This window comes from Candidatus Avedoeria danica, from assembly GCA_016703025.1.
Lineage (GTDB): Bacteria > Chloroflexota > Anaerolineae > Epilineales > Epilineaceae > Avedoeria > Avedoeria danica.
Genome location: JADJCV010000002.1, coordinates 1 through 20390, shown reverse-complemented (window position 1 = coordinate 20390; position 20390 = coordinate 1). Strand labels below are relative to the sequence as shown.

General features: G+C 67.9%; 14 protein-coding genes and 3 pseudogenes. 12 read left to right on the top strand and 5 right to left on the bottom strand.

Features of this window, described 5'->3' with window-relative positions; all coding sequences use genetic code 11:
- Nucleotides 1-4: 4 nt before the first annotated feature.
- The gene (locus IPG72_01295; GenBank protein MBK6767673.1) at nt 5-1801 is read right to left on the bottom strand and encodes a hypothetical protein; all 1797 of its coding nucleotides are present in this window, start codon (nt 1799-1801) and stop codon (nt 5-7) included.
- A gap of 282 nt (nt 1802-2083) precedes the next feature.
- Here IPG72_01295 and pruA point away from each other — a divergent pair, with 282 nt between their 5' ends.
- Together pruA and IPG72_01285 are read left to right on the top strand one after the other, a co-directional pair.
- A complete protein-coding gene (pruA, locus tag IPG72_01290) occupies nt 2084-3715 on the top strand; it encodes an L-glutamate gamma-semialdehyde dehydrogenase (GenBank protein ID MBK6767672.1) in 1632 nt (543 codons plus the stop codon).
- 169 nt (nt 3716-3884) lie between these two features.
- Nucleotides 3885-5357 carry a hypothetical protein gene (locus tag IPG72_01285; protein ID MBK6767671.1) on the top strand — a complete coding sequence of 491 codons (1473 nt, stop codon included), beginning with the start codon at nt 3885-3887 and terminating at the stop codon, nt 5355-5357.
- Nucleotides 5358-5486: 129 nt separating this feature from the next.
- On the opposite strand, the gene IPG72_01280 is transcribed toward IPG72_01285, so the two are convergent.
- The 3 genes from IPG72_01280 to IPG72_01270 form a co-directional block, all read right to left on the bottom strand.
- Nucleotides 5487-6485, bottom strand: a complete 999-nt coding sequence (locus tag IPG72_01280) for an amino acid ABC transporter permease (GenBank protein MBK6767670.1) — start codon at nt 6483-6485, stop codon at nt 5487-5489.
- On the bottom strand, nt 6482-7513 hold the full coding sequence (locus tag IPG72_01275; GenBank protein MBK6767669.1) for an ABC transporter permease subunit: 1032 nt from the start codon (nt 7511-7513) through the stop codon (nt 6482-6484). Before IPG72_01275 ends, IPG72_01280 begins: the two co-directional genes overlap by 4 nt.
- Nucleotides 7514-7607: 94 nt before the next feature.
- A complete protein-coding gene (locus IPG72_01270) occupies nt 7608-8822 on the bottom strand; it encodes an amino acid ABC transporter substrate-binding protein (GenBank protein MBK6767668.1) in 1215 nt (404 codons plus the stop codon).
- Nucleotides 8823-9104: 282 nt separating this feature from the next.
- Between IPG72_01270 and IPG72_01265 the strand changes: the two genes are divergently transcribed.
- From IPG72_01265 to IPG72_01255, 3 genes are read left to right on the top strand one after another with little or no spacing between them, the layout of a single operon-like run.
- Nucleotides 9105-9965 carry an endonuclease/exonuclease/phosphatase family protein gene (locus tag IPG72_01265; protein ID MBK6767667.1) on the top strand — a complete coding sequence of 287 codons (861 nt, stop codon included), beginning with the start codon at nt 9105-9107 and terminating at the stop codon, nt 9963-9965.
- The gene (locus IPG72_01260; GenBank protein MBK6767666.1) at nt 9956-10369 is read left to right on the top strand and encodes a DUF4260 family protein; all 414 of its coding nucleotides are present in this window, start codon (nt 9956-9958) and stop codon (nt 10367-10369) included. Before IPG72_01265 ends, IPG72_01260 begins: the two co-directional genes overlap by 10 nt.
- Complete coding sequence (locus tag IPG72_01255; protein MBK6767665.1) at nt 10366-10932, top strand: GNAT family N-acetyltransferase; 567 nt, start codon at nt 10366-10368, stop codon at nt 10930-10932. Before IPG72_01260 ends, IPG72_01255 begins: the two co-directional genes overlap by 4 nt.
- 105 nt (nt 10933-11037) lie before the next feature.
- On the opposite strand, the gene IPG72_01250 is transcribed toward IPG72_01255, so the two are convergent.
- Entirely contained in the window at nt 11038-12480 is a 1443-nt protein-coding gene (locus IPG72_01250; protein MBK6767664.1) for a hypothetical protein, read from the bottom strand.
- A gap of 379 nt (nt 12481-12859) precedes the next feature.
- Between IPG72_01250 and IPG72_01245 the strand changes: the two genes are divergently transcribed.
- From IPG72_01245 to IPG72_01215, 7 genes and pseudogenes are all read left to right on the top strand, one after another.
- Complete coding sequence (locus IPG72_01245) at nt 12860-13384, top strand: PH domain-containing protein (protein MBK6767663.1); 525 nt, start codon at nt 12860-12862, stop codon at nt 13382-13384.
- A gap of 372 nt (nt 13385-13756) precedes the next feature.
- A pseudogene (locus IPG72_01240) lies at nt 13757-15323 on the top strand (N-6 DNA methylase).
- 474 nt (nt 15324-15797) lie between these two features.
- Nucleotides 15798-16040, top strand: a pseudogene (locus tag IPG72_01235) (restriction endonuclease subunit S).
- A 959-nt stretch (nt 16041-16999) separates the two neighbouring features.
- Nucleotides 17000-17422 (top strand): DUF262 domain-containing protein, encoded by a 423-nt coding sequence (locus IPG72_01230; protein MBK6767662.1) that lies wholly within the window; start codon nt 17000-17002, stop codon nt 17420-17422.
- Between the two features lie 60 nt (nt 17423-17482).
- Entirely contained in the window at nt 17483-17773 is a 291-nt protein-coding gene (locus IPG72_01225) for a hypothetical protein (GenBank protein ID MBK6767661.1), read from the top strand.
- Nucleotides 17774-18237: 464 nt separating this feature from the next.
- Nucleotides 18238-18732, top strand: a complete 495-nt coding sequence (locus IPG72_01220) for an HNH endonuclease (GenBank protein MBK6767660.1) — start codon at nt 18238-18240, stop codon at nt 18730-18732.
- A 12-nt stretch (nt 18733-18744) separates the two neighbouring features.
- A pseudogene (locus IPG72_01215) lies at nt 18745-20390 on the top strand (type I restriction endonuclease subunit R).

The following is a 20390-nucleotide window of genomic DNA, read 5'->3' as shown; positions in this document are numbered from 1 at the left end:
CGCATCACTGCAGGGATGCCAGCATCCGCACGGTCCCGGTGCCTCGCGCCAGGCTGCCCAGCGCCTTGCCGATGACGGTGCCCTGCGGCGCATCGGGACCGGCGCGCATCGCGTGTCCGGCCGTCGCCGCGCTGACGAGCAGGTCGCCCGGCCGGATCGGCCCGTTCTCGGCCGAGGCCTTCACCGGCACCACACCGACGACGGCCAACGGTACGGTTCCCGCCGGCGCACCTTCGTCGGCGTCCTGCCCGCCGACAAAGCCGGGCGCGGTGGAGTAGACACCGGCGACCGCCGCCTCGTAGGCCGACGTCGTCCGCACGAGCCGCCCGTCGGCGCCGATCGCCAGGACGTCGCCCGGGGCGAGGCCGTCGGCGGCCGGCAGCAGCTCGGCGAAGTCCGCGCCGCCCGCGTTCCAGGCGCCGTCGGCGTAGGCCTGGCCGTTGCCCTCGAGGCGGAACTTGGCGTCCCAGCTCTGGTCGACGGCGCGCAGGAAGCGGCCGCCGTTGCCCTGGAGCACCAGCACCTCGCCGCTGCCGCTGTTGTTCAGGTGGGTGTTGCCGTACGTGCTGTTGTTCGTGAAGTAGGCCGCCATCCCGGAGGCGGTGTGCGTGCTGATGGATCGCAGCGCGGCCCGCTCCGGCCCGCTGCCCCCGCCGGCGGCGATCACCGCGTTGAACGTCGTGCTCTGGCCGACAACGCCTGCGCCGTCCGTGCTCTCGCCCTTGATCGCGTCCGACGTCGTCGCGACGCCGTGCACGGCGTGGGCGGTGCCCGAGCTGTCCTCGGCGTGGATCCCCTCGGCGCCGCTGACCCAGAGCCCGACGCCGCCGCTGCTGCTGAACCGCCCGCCGTACGCCTCGCCCGTGCCGATGCCGTGCACGGCGGCGCTCGGGGCGGTGCCGGCGCTGCTGGCGAAGACCCCGTCGCCGTTCGTGCCGTTGGCCGAGAGGCCGATCGATCCCTGGGCGATCAGGCCGGGCCCGACCGAACCGTCGGCGCGCACCCCGACCTCGCCCGTCCCGTGCATGCCCGTGCCCAGATCGGCCGTCCCGACGACGCCGGTGCCGCCGAGGCCGCTGGCGATGCCGTGGACGCCCTTGGCACCGGCGGCGGCGGCGATGCCGATGACCCCGGCGTCGCCCGTCTCGGAGAAGCCGGAAACGCCGACGACCGCGCCGCGGCCGAAGACGCCGGTCGGTCCCTGGCCCCCGACCCCGGCGGCGAACCCGCCGCTCGTCTCGCCGAACACGCCGAAGTCCATCTGGCTGGTGCCGTGCACGCCGTGGCCGCCGCGGCTCTCGCCCGCGACGCCGCTGCCCGCGCCTTCGTTGGCCGCGGTGAGCAGCGGCGTCGCGGCATCCGACGCGATCCGCGCGCCCGGTCGGAGCGACAGCGCGTACGGCACGGCCAGCACGGCCTGCCGCGGCGCCATCCACTGGCCGTCGACGCCGATCCGCAGCCAGAGCGCTCGCCCGTCGACCGCACCGGCCGGGGCATCGAGCTCGACGCTGAAGACCCCGTCCAACAGCGGTGTTCCGGGGACGGTCACATCGCCGCCGACCTGGCTGCCGGCGACGGCGTCGTCCCAGAACTGGAAGCGGAGGTCGTGGGCGCCCGTGAGCGGCTGACCGCCGCCGTCGGTCAGCCGTCCCTGGTAGCTGAAGCGCGCCGCCACGGCCTGACCCTGTGTCGCGACGTGGACGGATCGATCGAGCAGCGACGGAGCGGCACCCTCGGCCGTGCCGCCGATGAGCGCGGTGAGGCCGGCAAACACGATGACGGGCAGGCGCAGGCGTGACATGGTGACCCTCCGGAAGCTGCGAGCGTCGATGGAGCGCGATCGACTGAGCCTAGCCGACCAGGTCACCCCTCGCGCTCGGCCGACTGGCCAGTTCATGCCGGGCCAGTCGGCCGAGCGCGAGGGGTGATCGCAGCCCCGGCGATCACGACCGCCCGGTCCGCACGGGCCGCCGTCCCGGCCTGTGCTATCCTCGCCCGGCCGGCGATCCCGTCGGGGCGTTCGGCGCTCCGCCAGCCTTCCCAGCAGCCTTCCCAGCCACCTTCCTACCCCCGAGGTCCCGCCATGTCGAACGCCCGATCCCACGTACCCGCCCCGATCAACGAACCCGTCCAAAGCTACGCCCCCGGCACCCCCGAGCGCGCCGCGCTCAAGGCCAAGCTTGCCGCCATGCGCGCCGACCGCGTCGACATCCCGGCGATCATCGGCGGGCGGGAGGTACGGACCGGGCGGACGGGCGACGTGAAGGCGCCGCACGACCACGCGGCCAACCTCGGCATCTACCACAAGGCCGGTGCGGCCGAGGCGCAGGCGGCCGTCGACGCGGCGCTGGCCGCGCGGGCCGACTGGGCGGCACTGCCGTGGACGGAGCGCGCTGCTGTATTCCTGCGGGCGGCGGCGCTCCTCACCGGGCCGTGGCGGCAGGTGTTGAACGCGTCGACGATGCTCGGCCAGAGCAAGAACGCGTTCCAAGCCGAGATCGACGCGGCCTGCGAGCTCATCGACTTCTGGCGCTTCAACGCCCACTTCACGGCCGAGCTCTACGGCCAGCAGCCGATCTCGTCGCCGGGGATGTGGAACCGGCTGGAATACCGCGGCCTCGAGGGCTTCGTCTTCGCCGTCACGCCGTTCAACTTCACGTCGATCGGCGGCAACCTGCCGACCGCGCCGGCGCTGATGGGCTGCACCGTCGTCTGGAAGCCGGCCTCCACGGCGGTCCTGTCGGCCTACTGGACGATGAAGCTCCTCGAGGCGTCCGGCCTGCCGCCCGGCGTGATCAACATGGTGCCCGGCGACGGCGCGGACGTCGGCGACCCCGTCCTGGCCTCGCCCGACCTCGCCGGTCTCCACTTCACGGGCTCGACGAACACGTTCCAGCACATGTGGCGCACGATCGGCGGCGGCATCGAGCGCTACCGGACCTATCCGCGGATCGTCGGCGAGACGGGCGGCAAGGACTTCATCGTCGCCCACGCCTCGGCCGACGCGGACGCCGTGGCGACGGCCGTCGTGCGCGGCGGCTACGAGTACCAGGGCCAGAAGTGCTCCGCCGCGAGCCGCGTCTACGTGCCGGACACGCTCTGGCCGAAGGTCCGCGCGTCCATCGTCGCCCAGCTGGCCGAGGTGAAGATGGGGCCGGTCGAGGACTTCACGAACTTCGTGAACGCCGTCATCGATCGGAAGAGCTGGGCCAACCTCACGGGCTACATCGAGCAAGCTCGGCGGGACGGCGTCGAGATCGTCGCCGGCGGCGGGAGCTCCGATCGCGACGGCTGGTACGTCGAGCCGACGCTCCTGCGCGTCGACGACCCCGGCTACCGGACGATGTGCGAGGAGCTGTTCGGCCCGATCGTGACGCTCCACGTCTACCCGGAAGCGCGGTGGGCCGAGACGCTGGACATCGTCGACCGCACGAGCCCGTACGCCCTGACCGGCAGCGTCTTCGCCGACGACCGGATGGCCGTCGACCAAGCGATGCGCGCCCTCGTCAACGCCGCCGGCAACTTCTACGTCAACGACAAGCCCACCGGCGCCGTCGTCGGCCAGCAGCCCTTCGGCGGCGCACGCGCCTCGGGCACGAACGACAAGGCGGGCTCGGCGCTGAACCTGACGCGCTGGGTCTCGGCCCGGGCGATCAAGGAGACGTTCGACCCGCCGCGGCACTTTGGGTACCCGTTCCTCGGGGCGGATCGGTGATTTCTGGTTGTACTACTACGAAAGTCGTACGCCTTTGCGCCGCAGACTCTACCCTTGGCGTATGGTGCGCCGCCCGATCGACCTCTATCCTCAGCGCGTCGCTCGGGTCAGTGGGATCTCTCATGGCCGGATGCGCGCAACGATAACCAGCGAAAGCGTGGAGGCTCACATGAAGAAGCTCGTCGTAATGACGGCCGGTGTTGGAGTGGTGGCGGGCGTGGCGATGGCCGCGGCCGGGATGTTCCAGGGTGGGCAGCCGGCGGTGTACGCCAGCCGCCTGGCCGGGATCCAGGGAGCAGGCGCGACGGGTATCCAGGTGCAGAACCTGGACGCGACGCAGTCGGCGACGGTGTTGGCGGACTTCTACAAGCAGAGCACGTCGGCGGTGACGGCGATCCAGGTGTCGCGGCCGAACGTACCGGCGGGCGGCGCGGTGAACATGTACCTGCCGACGGTGACGGAGCTGACGAACGGCGCGTACGCGGCGATCATCAGCGCCGACCGCCAGATCGCGGCGATCGCGCGCACGGACTGGACGACGTCGGGCGCTGCGGCGATCTACTCGAACGTTCAGCCGGGCAAGGAAGTGTTCGTGCCGTTGTCGGTCATCAAGTACTACGGCCAGACGTCGCTCGTGTCGATCCAGAACACGGACACGGGCCAGGTGGCCACGGTGACCGTTGAGCTGTTCGCGCAGGGCAACACGACGGCGGTGGTGAACAAGACGTACCAGGTGCAGCCGGGTTCGTCGGTGACGCTCGACCTTTCGAAGGACGCGGCGTTCATCGGCGTGCAGCCGAACACGCCGGGCGGCTTCCTGGGTTCGATGAAGGTGACGAGCGCGGTGGACGTGGGCGTCCAGTCGTTCGTCGACATCGAGAGCAGCCAGAAGGCCGTGTACGCGTTCGAAGGCGTGCCGCCGGAAGGCGCCGCGATGAAGCTGTACGCGCCGCTGATCCGCAAGGAGCAGCTGGCGGGGACGAACGCGGGCGGGGCGAAGGGCTTCTCGACCGGTATCTCGGTCGTGAACCCGACGAACGCGCCGGTGAACGTGACGGCGAAGTACTACGGGGGCTCGGCGGAGTGCGCCGGCAACTCGTACACGGAGGGCCCGGCGGCCATTCCGGCGGGTTCGAGCCACGTGTTCTACCAGCCGACGGCGGCGACGCTGCCGAAGGGCTGCGTGGGTTCGGCCGTGCTCGAGTCGGATGGCAACATCCTGGCGATCGTGAACGACTCGAAGAACCTGACCGAGACGTCGGCTGCGTACAACGCGGTTCCGGCGGCGCAGGGCGCGACGAAGGTGGCCTTGCCGCTGGCGCGCCGCGGTCACACGACGGCGAAGTTCACGACGGGCATCCAGGTGATGAACATCGGCACCGGGCCGGCGAACATCGAAGTCGTGTTCGCGGATGACAAGGGCGTTGGCCTGAGCTCCTGCGGCGCGGCGTGCAAGGTCGTGGTCCAGCCGCTGAACGCCTGGACGTTCTTCCCGAGCAATTCGCTGAACGCGATGCCGGTGAACTCGTTCGGCTCCGCGGTCGTCACCAGCGACCAGCCGATCGTCGTCATCGTGAACGACATCTCGGAAGTCGGTTCGGTCGACGCTGCCACCTACAACGGCATCAAGGCCGACCTCTAATCTCAGTCCCTCCCGGCCGGTACCGCCGGTCGGGTTGATCTGAACCCGCGGGCCCTGCGCGAAAGCGTGGGGCCCGCGTTTTTGTTGTTCGGTACGTTGCACTGCGACCAGGCGCGGTTTCGGTCACGATCAGCGGCGGGCCACATTGGAGGCCTCGAGCGCCTTGCTGACCCGCGACAAGCCCCCGCACAACACAAAGTACACCACCGCCGCAAACAACAACGCCTCCCGAAACCGCCCCAAGTGCTCCGGCTGATTCACGACGCTCCGCGCCACCCCGAACAGCTCCGTCAGCCCGAGGATCAGCACGAGCGACGTGTCCTTGAGTAGCGCGATGAACTGACCGACGATCGCGGGCACGACGGCGCGCAGGGCCTGCGGCAGGATGACGAGCCGGTGCATCGCCACGTGGCCCAGCCCGAGCGCGCGCGCGGCGTCGTACTGCCCGGCGCCGACGGCGTTCAGACCGCCGCGGACGTCCTCGGCCACGTAGGCCGCGCTGAACAGCGTCAGGCCGAACATCGCCCGCAGCACCGTGTCCGGGCGCCAGGCGTCGGGCAGGGCGAGCGGCACGACGAGCGAGGCCATGAACAGGATCGTGATCAACGGCAGGCCGCGGATGCACTCGATGGCGGCGACGGACGTCCAGCGCACGAGCGGCAGAGAGCTGCGCCGGCCGAGCGCGAGCAGGATGCCGAGCGGCAACGACAGGCCGATGGCGGTTGCGGCCAGGATGAGCGTGAGGAGCAGCCCGCCCCAGAGGTTCATCGGCACGGCCGACGAGCCGACGCCTCGGAGCACGATGAGCGAGGCGAGCACGGCACCGAGGAGCCACAGGAGCGCGCGCTCGCCCGAACGGCCGCGACGGGCCGCGAGCCAGAGCGCGGCAGCGGTCATCGCCAGCGCCGCGGCCGGCCGCCAGGCGGCGTCGACGGGATAGCGGAAGAGGACGAAGAGCCGCAGGTTCGCGCCGACGACGCCCCAATCGGCCGTCCACAAGAGCCAGCGCAGCAGCGGCGGCACGGTCCACCACACGAGGAGCGCCGCCAGGATCGTCAGCGCGGCCTGCGCCGCCAGCCACCACGGGCCGTGCCGGCGGACGATCGCGTACGCACGCGACGTCATCATCGCCCGACCCAGCGCGCGCGGCGGCTGTAGGCGTTCATCGCCAGCGACGTGCCGAGGCTGATCGTCAGGTAGACGGCCATGACGATGCCGAGAACGGCGACGAACTGCCCAGTCTGGTTGCCGACGGTCTGGCTGACGTTGAACAGGTCGGGGTAGCCGATGAAGATCGCCAGCGACGAGTTCTTGGCGAGGTTCAGGTACTGATTCGTCAGCGGCGGGACGATGACCCGCATCGCCTGCGGCAGGACGATGAGCCGCAGCGCCTGGCCCTCGCGCAACCCCACCGCGCGCGCGGCCTCGAGCTGGCCGTGCGAGACCGCCTCGATGCCGCTGCGGACGACCTCGGCGATGAACGCGCCGGTGTAGACGACGAGGCCGAACAGGAGCGCCGCGAACTCGGGCGAGAGGACGAGGCCGCCGTCGTAGCCGAACCGGCCGGTCGTCGGCAGGTCGAGGGCGAGGAACGGCGCGCCGTCCGTGAGCTGCCACCACGCGATGGCAGCGCCCTTGCGGCTGAGGAGCAGCCAGGCCGTCTGCGTCGCCGCACCGCCCGCCGCCCCCGCCGCGTTGCCGACCGGCCCGAGCGCGATCGCCTCGCTGAGCGGCGGCAGCGCGCGGAGCAGGCTGAGCCAGAGCACCAGCTGGAGCACGAGCGGCGTGTTCCGCAGCGCCTCGATGTAGCCCCGCGCCATCCCGCCGAGCAGCACGTTGCCCGACAACCGCGCCAGCGCGACCGCAAACCCCCACACCGTGGCGAGCACGATGCCCAGCACCGCGACGCGCAGCGTGTTCGCCAGGCCGACGACGAGCGCCCGGCCGTAACTGTCGGTGGGCGCGAACGCCGGCCCCTCGCTGATCCCGAATCCTGCCACGTTCCGCAGGAAGCCGAGCCCCGGCACGAGGTTGCGGGCGCGCATGTCCGCCAGCACGCCGGCGGCCAGCCACCCGACGAGCGCCAGGACGAGCGCGGCGACAGCGAGCTGGGCGACGGCGGCGCGGATGCGTTCGTGGCGGAGGGGGTGGGTCATGGGTGGCCTACGGCCCCCGCCCCCGGCGCTGTCGCGCCGACCCCTCCCCCAATGCTGGGGGAGGGGCGAGAGGACGCCGGATCATCGAGGACTGCTACCGGAACGGCGGGCTATAGAGCAATCCCCCCTCCGTCCACAACCGGTTTGCCCCCCGCGGCAGCTTGAACGGCGTGTCGGGGCCGAGGTTGCGGTCGTAGATCTCGGCGTAGTTGCCGACGGCGCGGATCACGCCGACCATGAAGTCATTGGTGAGGCCGAGGCCCTCGCCGAGGGCATCCTCGACGCCGAGGAGGCGGCGGATCTCGGGATCTTCGCTGGTGAGGAAGGTGTCGACGTTCTGGCTGGTGATGCCGAACTCCTCGGCGGCGATCACGCCGTAGACGACCCAGTTCACGGCGTCCGCCCACTGCGCGTCGCCCTGGAGGACGGCGGGGCCAAGGGGTTCCTTGGAGAGCGTGAGGTCGAGGATCACGTGGGCCGTCGGGTCGGCAAGCGTCGTCTGGCGCGAGGCGAGCTGGGACTTGTCGCTGGTGACGGCATCGCAGCGGCCGCCGTCGTAGGCGCTGAAGACCTGGTCCGTGTCCTCGAGGACGACGGGCGTGAACGCCGCGCCGGCCTTGCGCATCGCGTCGCCCAGATTCTTCTCGGTCGTCGTGCCGGAGCCGACGCAGATGTTGGCGCCGTCCAGGCCAGCCAGGCTGTCGACGTTCAGGTCGGCGCGGACCATCATGCCCTGGCCGTCGTAAAACGTCGTCGGGCTGAAGTCCAGGCCGTTCTGGGTGTCGCGCGCGAGCGTGAACGTGGTGTTGCGCACGAGGACGTCGACCTCGCCGGTCTGGAGCGCCGTGAACCGCTGCTGCGCGGTGAGCGGCGTGAAGTCGACGGCGGCCGCGTCGCCCAGCACGGCGGCGGCGATGGCGCGGCAGAAGTCAACGTCGAAGCCCTTGTACTCGCCGCTTGGGTCGAGGTAGCCGAAGCCGGGGAGCTTGTCCTGGACGCCGCAGTTGAGGCGACCGCGCTGGCGGACGGTGGCGAGGAGGGCGCCCGATGAGGCCGGGGCGGGAGCGGCCGATGCGTCGGCGGATGCGCCCGCCGTCGTCACGCCTGTGTCGGCCGGGAGGGACGATGTCGTGGCGCCCGTCGTCGTGATCGACGAGCCGGCGCCGGCCTCTCCGGGCGCGGCGGGGGCGTCGGCCGCCGGGGCATCGGCGGGGGCGTCGGGGTCGGCGCCCGTGCAGGCGGCGACGGCGAGCAGGCCGAGCGCGAGGGCGCCGGTGGCCAGGGTGGTGGTGAACCGGCGGATCCGCATCGTCGCGCCTCCTCGGGGGCGTGCGATGGGCGCACGCGGGTGGGGTGGGGTGGGCGGGGTGGACGGCGAGTATATCGACGTGGATCGGGGGTGGTCAATGGGACGGCGCTGCTCAACTCCACATGTGAAGTGCGTGACAGTACCCTTGTGTACTTCGCCAAGTACACATGTGAACTGGGCCCAAGTACACATGTGTACGGGGTTCGAGTACACGGTAGTACCTTGAACGGTCCGCACGCCGATGTCTTCACAGAGAAGGGCGGGCTGACTGAGGAGGCTCGATTGCCGACGCTCACCCTCGCCACCTGGAACCTCCGCCGCCCCGCCGCCCAGCCCAATGCGCGCTCGGCGACGCTCCGGCAGCACATCGACCGCGTGGCCGCGGACGTCTGGGTGCTGACCGAGACGCACGATTCGATCACGCCGGGCGACGGGTACGCGGCGGTGTCGACGACCGGCACGGACCGGGCGCACTGGCCGGGCGAGCGGTGGGTGACGATCTGGTCGCGGTGGCCGATCGAGCGGCTGGCGGCGACGGGGGATCCGGAGCGGGCGGTGGCGGCGCGGGTGATCGTGGAGTCGGAGGTGGGGTCGCGAGAAGCGTCGGCATCGGCAGGCACGGACGGCGAACGCGGCCTCATCGTCTACGGCACCGTCCTGCCGTGGATCGGCAGCGTGTGGCGGGACATTCCGTGGCGCGACGGGGCGTTCGCGGCGGCGCTCGAGACGCAGGCGGCGGACTGGCGGGCGTTGCGGGCCGCGTATCCCAAGGACGACTTGTTCGTGCTGGGCGACCTGAACCAGGACTTGGTCGATGGCCCGCCCCACTACTATGGCTCGCGCGCGAACCGGCGGCTGTTGTTGGAAGCATTGGGCAGCGCCGGGCTCATCGCGGTGACGGGGGGCGACGGGGATCCGGTGCGGCGGGGGGCGGGGCCGGAGATGCAGGGGGCGGCGTGCATCGACCACATCTGCATGCCGAAGCCGTCGACACTGGCATCGGAATCGGAATCGACGAGGGCGCGATGGCGAGCGGGGGCGGCGTGGCGGTGGCCGGACGGGGCGCGATCGGAGTTGCGGGGGGTGTCGGATCACTTTGGGGTGGCGGTGCGGGTATCAGACGGAGGTCAAGGATGGCGATGAACGGAGCGGCGAACGGTGCGGTCACCGGCGGCGTGCGGACGGTGCTGCGACTTGAGGGTCTGTTGGTGCTGGTGGCGGCGGCGCTGGCGTACGGCCGGTTCGGCCTCGGCTGGGGCACGTTTGCGCTGTTCTTCCTGGTGCCCGACGTGTCGTTCCTCGGCTATCTTGCTGGGCCCCGGGCCGGGGCGGCGGCGTACAACGCGGCGCATTCGTATGTCGGTGCGGCGGCGTGCATCGCGGCGGGCGTGCTGTTGGCGGGGACGTTCCCGCAGTGGGTGACGGGGGCAGGGTTGATCTGGGCGGCGCACATCGGGATGGACCGCGCGATCGGCTTCGGATTGAAGTACGCGACGGGGTTCGGGGCGACGCACTTGGGGGCGATCGGGCGGGGGCGGGCGTCGTGACGGCCGTGACGGGTGCGTCGGGCACGCCGGACGGGATGCATGGGACGGGCGTCACGATCCGACCACTCGTCCCCGACGACGTCCCGGCGCTGATCCCGCTGCGCCGGGAGGCGCTCGAAACGGCGCCGCTGGTTTTCGGCTCGTCGCCCGAGGACGACGGGCGCGGCGGGTCGGAGGCGTACATGCGCGCGTCGCTGGCGGACGACGATGCCGCGGCGGTGATCGGGGCGTTCGACGGGGATCGACTGGTGGGGATGCTCGGGGTCATCCGCGAACAGGAGGCCAAGGCACGACATCGCGCCTACATCTGGGGCATGTACGTAATGCCCGCGTACCGCCGGGCCGGCGTCGGCGCGGCACTGGTGGCGGGGGCAGTCGAGCGGGCGCGGGGGTGGGACGGGGTGATCCAGGTGGGCCTGTCGGCGACGGAGGCGGCGGAGGGGGCGGAGCGGCTGTATAGGAGGGCGGGGTTTCGGGAGTGGGGGCACGAGCCGCGGGCGTTGTGTTGGGAGGGGGAGTTCGTGGGGGAGCGGCACTTCGTGTTGGAGTTTGGGGCGGGCTGACGCAAGCGCGCTGGACGCCTTGGTCTCCGCCCCGTCTCGCCCGCTCGACAGCGGCTGGTTCGGCCGACCGCCATCCGGCCGACCGCCTCGCCTAACGCCAGCCGCCTACCGCCATCCGATCGGCAAGTACACCTGTGCTCTCGTCCCTCCCGGCTCACCCCCCGCAAGCCACGGCACGTACCGCTCTCGCGGCGCGGGCGTGGCCGTCCCGCCGAGCCGGGGCGCGTCGAGGGGGATCCCGACGTAGCTGGCGGCGTCGACGCTGCCGGTGTCGCTCGTCTCGGACACGACGACGACGACGGGCTGGTCGCTCGTGACGAGGCCGGAGCCGCGGGTGCCGCGGTGGGACGGGTGCAGCTGGGACCGGTCATAGGTGACGGACTCGTAGGGCGGCACGTCGTAGCGGCACGGTGCGCCGCACGGGAGGCGGGCGGCGTCGCCCTCGCGCCAATAGGCGAAGTCGATCGTTGCGGTCACGGCGCCGACGTTCATGACGGTGGCCGTGCTGTACAAGCGGTCCGGGCCGTAGTCGAGCATGAACTCGGGGACGGCGACGGTCTTGGCTGCCTCGTCGGCGCCGAGCGCCGGGTAGGCGGCGGACTGGACGGTCTTGTCGTCGCCATGGTTCACGACGGCCAGGATCGGGCCGTCGGCCTCGAGGACGGCCGCGCCCTGGCAGTGGATCGGCAGGGCCGCGTGCACGGGTTGGTAGAAGACCAACGTGCCGTGCCCGGGCAAGGTCACCGGCTGCTCGGTCGCGGTGAGGTCGTGGCAGGCCGGCGAGGTACCGCGGTACTCGGCGCGCACCTGCACCTGTGCGGCCGACGGGTTCACGACCGAGATTCCGGTGGAGCGCGTGCGCTGGTCGAAGTCCATGTACATCTTGCGGACGAGCGGCGCGTAGAGCGTGCGCGCTGCCCGTTCGGCAGGTACGCCGGAGACGGCGTAGGCGCCCCTGTCGCTCCAGTCGAGCTCGACGACCGAGGCGACGGCGATCGGCGCGTCGTGACTCACCAGGCGCGCCGAGCCGGCGAACGGTGGCCAGGTCCAGTCGCGCCCGAGCTCGAGGACGATCGCCGAACCGGCCGGGACGTCGAAGGGCTTCTCCCAAGTCGGCGTGGCGCCGCCGCTCGGCCAGAGCGTCATCGTCACCCGCGTCGGGCGGTCCGGATCGGTGTTCTGAATGGCGATGCGCGACGTCTGGCCGTAGGACTTCGCGAGCACGAGCGGCAGGATGACGTCCGTGCTCGCTTCAACATCGCGGTACATCACCCGCCGCCCATCGCCCCACGACAGCCGCGCCACGGCCGCCGTCGGGCGGTCGGTGGAGATCCGTACGGCGTAGTCGCCCGGCGGGAGGCCGTGGGCGGAGGGCAGCGCGTCGCGGAACGCGCTGCCGGGGAAGACGGACTGGACGATGCGGTCGATCGGCGATGTGGTGCCGGTTCCCGCGTGTGGCCCGGCGGCGACGAGGAACGTGGCGTTTTCGGTGCCGACGTTTTGGGCGGTGAGGGTGCTGTGGGCGTTGGGGCCGAGGTGGGGGGGCATCGGGATGTCCTTCTTGGGGTGCTGAGGCGATGCGGGTGCGGTGCGGTGCGGTGCTGTGGTGTGGTGGGGCAGCGATGGGGCGGTGCTGCGCGGCACGGGTGCCATGACCGTGCGGGGGAGCGATGGGCGACATCGGAATCGGCGGGGGGAGCGACTTGAGAGGGCGGGGTTCTGGCGGTATAGTGCGGGCAATCCTGATCCGGCGCATCATGCGTCTGGACGGCAGGGTTGCCCCGCAAGGCGAGTGGACTTGATCCGGCGGTCCAGCGCACGCGTGCCCATGCCCCTCGCTGCGAAGGGCAGAGGATTGAATGGGGAGCAGGGCACGGGTACTGTGCGTGTTACCGGAGCCGCATTTCACAAGCAGACAGGGACAAGCGTGAACTACGTCGATGCAAACCTGATGCCCGAAGAGGTCGTCATCTATCGGACCAGGCTTCACTGGATCCTGTTCGCCGGTCCCGTCCTCGCGACGGTTGTCTTGGCCGCCCTGTGGTCGGCGATGTCCTCCGCCGACTATGTATCCGATGCCGGCACCAGCGTGTTTCTCGTCATTGCGGTCCTTTTCGGCATCGCGTTTCTGGCCGGGTATATCGAGTACCGCTCATCGGAATTCGCCGTCACAAACCAGCGCGTCCTCTTCAAGGTCGGCTTTCTCCGTCATCGTTCCATCGAGATCCTTCTGGCAAAGGTCGAGGCTCTCACTGTAGATCAGCCGCTGCTCGGACGAATTCTGGACTACGGCTCCATTACGATCGGAGGCACGGGCGGCACACAGGAGCGCTTCAATCGCATCCGAGCGCCGCACGATTTCCGCAGGACGGTTCAGGAGCAAGCAGGGCCGCACGCGGAAACCCCGCCGGCGTCGGATGAGGAGTCGGGGGAGCACATCGAGCGGGAGTGAATCCAGCACGGGCGGGCGCCGCGGTTTCGTACTGCCGAAGTAGCGCAATCCGGTGACGATGACCGGGCGGCAGATGGTGAGCGCGGTGCAGGATATCGCCTGATGGATCATCGAGCTCGGTCCCCCATTAACGCCAATTCGGCGTGATCGCGCCCCAGGCACGGCGATAGGGGCGCCGCTTGCTGCGCCCCGGTTCGCAAGACGTGTCGGTGCGCATGTCCAGCGAGGGCGCAGCAAGCAGCGCCCCTACGCGGAAATCACGCGGCGGCCTGTCGGATGATTGGCAGGCGACCGGTGATCGTCTTGCGCCGCCAGGGCAGTAGGTGCGATGATTCGGCAGCCACAGGCAATCTCGACACGTAGGACTCATTCATGCCCATCAAGCGAGGCAACACCCGCCCCACCGCCGCCAACATCGGCTACGAGGCGCAGCCTGGCAGATGGGCCGATAGTAGGCCTCGCGGCAGCACCGGAGGACGCCGTCGAGTACAGCCTGTCCTCCCTGGCCTAATCTTCCGAAGGTTTCGCGGACGCTCGAGGTCGCTCGGCCTGAGGGGGGAGGGGGCGCAGGCGCGCCCCCGGGGATCCGGACACCATACTGAACCTTGGTCCCCCCCTGCGCCGCCTGAGGCGCGGTGGCAGCATTTGGGGGGGCTGGCGGCGGCGGGCCGGCTAGGGCAGCGAGGGCAGCTGGTCGACGACGCGATGGCGGGGATCGAGCGGGACAACCCTGCCCTGGCGGGGGTGCTGCCGAAGGACTACGCGCCCCGTCGCTGGACAAGCAGCGGCTGGGGCAGCTCATCGACATGGTGAGAAACATCCGGGTGGGCGACGAGGCGAGCCGGGCGAAGGACATCCTGGGGCGGGTCTACGAGTACTTCCTGGGGCAGTTCGCGAGTGCCGAGGGCAAGAAGGGCGGCCAGTTCTACACGCCGCGCTGCGTGGTCAAGCTGCTGGTGGAGATGATCGAGCCCTACAGGGGCCGGGTGTACGACCCCTGCTGCGGCTCGTCGGGCATGTTCGTGCAGTCGGTGGAGTTCATCCGGGCACATGCACGCGGCAACGGCAATGGGGGCAGGGCCAAGGCGGACATCTCGATCTACGGGCAGGAGTCGAACTACACCACCTGGCGCCTGGCCCGGATGAACCTCGCCATCCGCGGCATCGACCTGGGCCAGATCGCCCAAGGCGACAGGTTCCACAACGACCTGCACCCCGACCTGCGGGCCGACTTCATCCTGGCCAACCCGCCCTTCAACATCTCCGACTGGGGCGGCCAGCGCTTGCGCAAGCGACAAACGCTGGCAGTACGGCGCGCCGCCGGCGGGCAACGCCAACTTCGCCTGGGTGCAGCACATCGTTCACCACCTGGCGCCCGCGGGCGTGGCGGGGTTCGTGCTCGCCAACGGGTCGATGTCGTCCAACCAGTCCGGCGAGGGCGAGATCCGCAAGAACCTGATCGAGGCCGACCTCGTGGACTGCATGGTGGCCATGCCGGGCCAGCTCTTCTACTCCACGCAGATCCCGGTGTGCCTGTGGTTCCTGGCGCGCGACCGCAGGAACGGCTCGTACCGCGACCGGCGCGGCCAGGTGCTCTTCATCGACGCCCGCAAGCTCGGCCCATGGCGGACCGCACGCACCGCGAGCTGACGGACGAGGACATCGCGCGCATCGCCGACACGTACCACGCGTGGCGGGGCGAGGAGGCGGCGGGCGAGCCGCGGGGACGTGGCCGGCTTCTGCAGGAGCGCGGCGCTCGACGAGGTGCGCAAGCACGGACATGTGCTGACGCCGGGGCGGTACGTGGGGGCGGAGGCGGTGGAGGAGGATGGGGAGGCGTTTGAGGAGAAGATGCGGCGGTTGGCGGGGTGTTGCGGGAGCAGCAGGCGGAGGGGCGCGGCTGGATGGGGTGATTGCGGAGAACCTGAGGGGCTTGGGTATGGGGGTGAAACATCGTCCCTTTGGTTCGATGTCCTTGCCGGAGTCGACGCGAAACGGACTGACGCGTCCAAAGGCCGTACGTGGCGTCGGGGTCAAGATGGTCAACATGGGCGAACTGTTCGCTCATCCGCGGCTCCGCAATGCACACATGGATCGCGTACCGCTGGATGCGTCAGAGTCAGACCGGTTTCTGCTGAAAGAAGCGTGACTTGGTTTCCGACGAGGCAATCATTGGTTTTGGAAGGGGCTGGCGCTGATCTTCCTAGAGGATGATGAACTGGCGTGACGTTCGAGCGCTACGACCCGTGTCAGACTCGACCTCGAAAAGCCGATCCGTCCTTCTACTTACTTTGCGGTGCAGTCGCACCACGGCCAGGCTGCTATTCGAAGCATAGTTGAACAAGGCGCAGGTGCATCGGGGATTCGCGGAAGCGATCTCGCAACTCTAGATGTTTGGTGGTGCCCGTTGCATGAACAACGCGCCATCGCCCACATCCTCTGCACGCTGGACGACAAGATCGAGCTGAACCGGCGGATGAGCGAGACGCTGGAGGCGATGGCGCGGGCGCTGTTCAAGTCGTGGTTCGTGGACTTCGAGCCGGTGCGGGCTAAGGCGGAGGGGCGGGGGACGGGGTTGCCGGAGGGGGTGGCGGGGTTGTTTCCGGGGCGGTTGGTGGGGTCGGAGGGGGGGGAGATTCCGGAGGGGTGGGGGGTTGGGACGCTCGGTGCCGTACTCCGCCAGCGAATAGAGCGCTGTGTCGCATCAGCCGAGACAGCGGCACGGCCATATGTGCCAATTGACTGCATCTCTTCGAAGTCGCTCTCCCTGACGACTAGCAAGCCTGGGGAGGAGGCGCAGAGCAGCCTGTCGAAGTTCTACAAGGACGACTTGCTCTTTGGGGCGATGCGGCCGCATCTCCATAAGGTATGCATTGCACCGTTTGATGGCACGACTCGTACCACGGCATTTGTCCTCCATCCTAAGCGCAATGATGACTTTGCCTTCGCGACAATGCTGTTGCACGATCCCGCGACGATTGATTTCGCTACAAGGCATTCCACGGGGAGCACGATCCCCTATGCGGTGTGGGGGGGGGCGATGGACTCCATGCAAGCGATCCTCCCTCCACCGAACGTACGTGCGGGCGTTTAATGACGTGGTTCGGCCCATTTTGGCGCGCATTTCTCAGTCGTATTTTGAGTCGCGTACTCTGCCGACCTGCGTGATGCGCTACTTCCCAAGCTCATCTCCGGCCAACTCCGCATCCCCGCCGCCGAACGCATCGCCGCCGAGGTGGCGTGATGGCGCCCGTGCCGGATCGGCATCATCGGCGGTCGATCCGGTTGAAGGGGTACGATTATTCCAGCCCCGGCGCGTATTTCGTCACGGTCTGCACGGAGAATGCGGAACGCCTGTCGGTGACATTGGAGATGAGGTGATGCGGCTGAACGACGCCAAGGGGCTCGCACGAGCGGCGCGCTCGATTCGGTGCCTCTGGCGTAGCATGCGTTTCTAAAGGACAATGCGCGAACGCCATGAGTGATCCGACTTGCTCAACTGGAGACAATAATGTCAGATTCCCCCGCTCGAACGGACGCCCGCACGAAGTCTGTGCGTGAATTGCTTAGCGGGACAGAAATACGTTTGATCGATTACTATCAACGCGAATATCTGTGGCAGCGTCGACATGTCCAGGAACCAATGGAAGATCTACAGAACCACTTTTGGCGTCACTACACAATCCGTCAGACGAGCGCAAGTCGGTTGAAGGCTATCCGCGTTACTTTTTGGGTTCCATCGTGGTCTGCAATCGCAACGGCAATCGCTACATCATCGATGGACAGCAGAGACTAACAACTCTAACGCTGCTGTTGATCTATCTCCATGTAATGCAGGAAGACAAGCCTGATATCGTTGACGTCACCCCTATGATCTTTAGCAAGAAGTTTGGTCACAAGTCATTCAATCTGGAGATTCCGGAGCGTACTGTTATCTTCAATTCGTTGTTCAATGCCGAGTCAATCGACGGCTCTGATCGAGGACTTTCCGCACAGAACATTCTTGATCGCTATCAGGACATCGTCGAGTTATTCTGAGGACTTGAGGGCAGGCCTCTCCCTTTCTTCGTCGATTGGCTAGTCGAGTGCGTTGATCTCGTGGAGATCACAGCATTTACAGATGAGGAGGCCTATACAATATTCGAAACGATGAATGATCGCGGATTATCATTGAGCCCTGCCGATATGTTGAAGGGGTACCTTCTGGCAAACATCGACAATGAGATTGACCGTGACCAGCTGAATGGACTGTGGCAGAAACATATCCGACAGCTCGCCGACTCAGACGTGGATGATGTCAGTGACTTCTTCAAGTCCTGGTTGAGAGCACGGCATGCTAAGTCAATTCGCGGCTCGAAGCCCGGCGAAGAGAATAAGGACTGGGAGTGAATCGTTACCGCGTTCCATAAGTGGGTACGGACGAGCGCAAGAGTATAGGACTGAATGGCCCGCAGGACTTCAATCGCTTCTCTATCTCGGACTTCGAGTTCTATGCGCGTCAATACGGCTTGATGCGTCACGCCGCGGCCTCATTTCAGGAAGCACATCAGTCAGGATTGGAGTCCGTTCACTATAATGCAAACAACGGTTTCACATTGCAGTATCCGCTAATACCAGCGCCTTAAATCCAGAGGACTCAGCCGATATCGTGAAGCGCAAGACACGAGTAGTCTCGGCTTTCCTCGACATTTTCTTAGCGCGACGCTTTGTCAACTTTAAGACTACGGCCGGTGCCGCAGTAAAGGGGCGCATTTTCAATTGGATCGTATCGCTGCGTTCACTGGATCTACAAGGAATAGTTGAGTTCTTTATCTCTGCGCTTAATGAAATGGACGCGCAAGGAGAGACTTTTGATGGTATGCGAGACTTCTACCTTCATCAACAAAACAAGCAACGAGTACATCACATTCTTGCGCGCCTCACGGATGCCGTCGAGGTTTGGAGTGGTGGCGAGAGCAGCTTCGACAAGTATAGTTCCACAAAGGCGCGAACGCGATTTAAGCACACATGAGGATGAGTTTGAGAGCGAGGCGGACTTCAACTTGTATCGAAATCGTATTGGAGGATTGGTGTTGCTTCCTCGAGGTACGAATCAAAGCTATAGTGACCAGCCTTATAGCGTGAAACTCAAGCACTACATCAAGAACAATCTGTTGGTGCAGTCCCTGCACCCAGATGCATATGTTCGCAACCCGAACTTTGTGAATGTGGTAGAGCGGCGCAAGCTACCCTTCCAATCACATAGCGATTTCCGGAGATCAGACCTCGATCAGCGTCAGGGATTGTATCAGCGTCTCTGCGAACAGGTATGGTCAGTCGAACGGTTGCGCCACGAATTGGACATGTAAGCGTGCCTACAGATATGCAACACATGTTGCCCGGCGGTCAACTATGACGTTTCGCGGCGTCAACGAGGCCATTGTAGAAGACGCAGCCTGGATTGGCTGCGCAACTTCGGCTGGCAGACGATCCACGGCGCCACCATCGCCCCCGGCGAACCCGCCGCCGAGCGCGACGACTACGGCCAGATGCTCCTCGCCCACCGCCTCCGCACCGCCCTCACCCGCCTCAACCCCGCGCTCCCCGCCGAAGCCCTCGACGACGCCTTCCGCAAGCTCACCCGCCCCGAAGGCCCCGACCTCATCACCCGCAACCGCGCCCTCCACCGCCTCCTCGTCGAGGGCGTCACCGTGGAGTACCGCACCCCCGCCGGCGAGATCCGCGGCGCCCAGGCGCGCGTCCTCGACTACGACGACCCCGCCGCCAACGACTGGCTGGCCGTCAACCAGTTCACCGTCGTGGAGAACCGGCACAAGCGGCGGCCCGACATCGTCCTGTTCGTCAACGGGCTGCCGCTGGCGGTCATCGAATTGAAGAACGCCGCCGACGAGAACGCCACGATCTGGAGCGCACCACCAACTCCAGACCTACAACGCCAGGTGCCGTCCCTCTCGCGCCGAACGCGCCCCGGCTGTCTCCGACGGGCTGGAGGCGCGCGTCGGCACGCTCACCGCCGGGCGCGAGTGGTTCAAGCCGTGGCGGACGATCGCGGCCGACGGTTGCCGGCTTGCACGTGCCGGAGCTGCAGGTCGCTGATCGAGGGCTTGTGCTCGCCGCGGCGCTTCCTGACCTCGTGCGCGACTTCCTCGTATTCGAGGACGACGGCGGGCCGCATCGCCAAGAAGATGGCCGGTTACCACCAGTTCCACGCCGTGCAAGTGGCCGTGGACGAGACATTGCGTGCGGCCGAGCTGCACCGCGCCCCCCCAGAGCGGCCGAGCCCGAGGGCATCTTACGAGACGGGCCGCAAGCTCCGGCGGCAAAGCGGCGACCGGCGCATCGGCGTCGTCTGGCACACCCAGGGTTCGGGGAAGAGCCTGACGATGGCCTTCTACGCGGGCCGCATCATCCGCGAGCCGGCGATGGAGAACCCCACCCTCGTCGTCCTCACCGACCGCAACGACCTCGACGACCAACTCTTCGCTACCTTCTCGCGCTGTAGCGATCTCCTGCGCCAGCCGCCCGTACAAGCCGAGAGCCGCGCGCACCTGCGCGAGCTGCTCAGCGTCGCCGCCGGCGGCGTCGTGTTCACCACGATCCACAAGTTCTTCCCGGAAACCCAGGGCGATCGGCACCCCACCCTCTCCGACCGCCGCAACATCGTCGTCATCGCCGACGAGGCGCATCGCAGCCAGTATGACTTCGTCGACGGCTACGCCGCCCACATGCGCGATGCCTTACCGCACGCCTCCTTCATCGGCTTCACCGGCACGCCCATCGAACTCAAGGACGCCAACACGCGCGCCGTCTTCGGCGACTACATCAGCGTCTACGACATCCAGCGCGCCGTGCAGGACGGCGCGACCGTGCCGATCTACTACGAGAGCCGCCTCGCCAAGCTAGCGCTCGATGAAGCCGAGCGGCCCACGATCGACCCGGACTTCGAAGAGGCCACGGAGGGTGAGGAGGTCGAGCGCAAGGAGAAGTTCAAGAGCAAGTGGGCGCA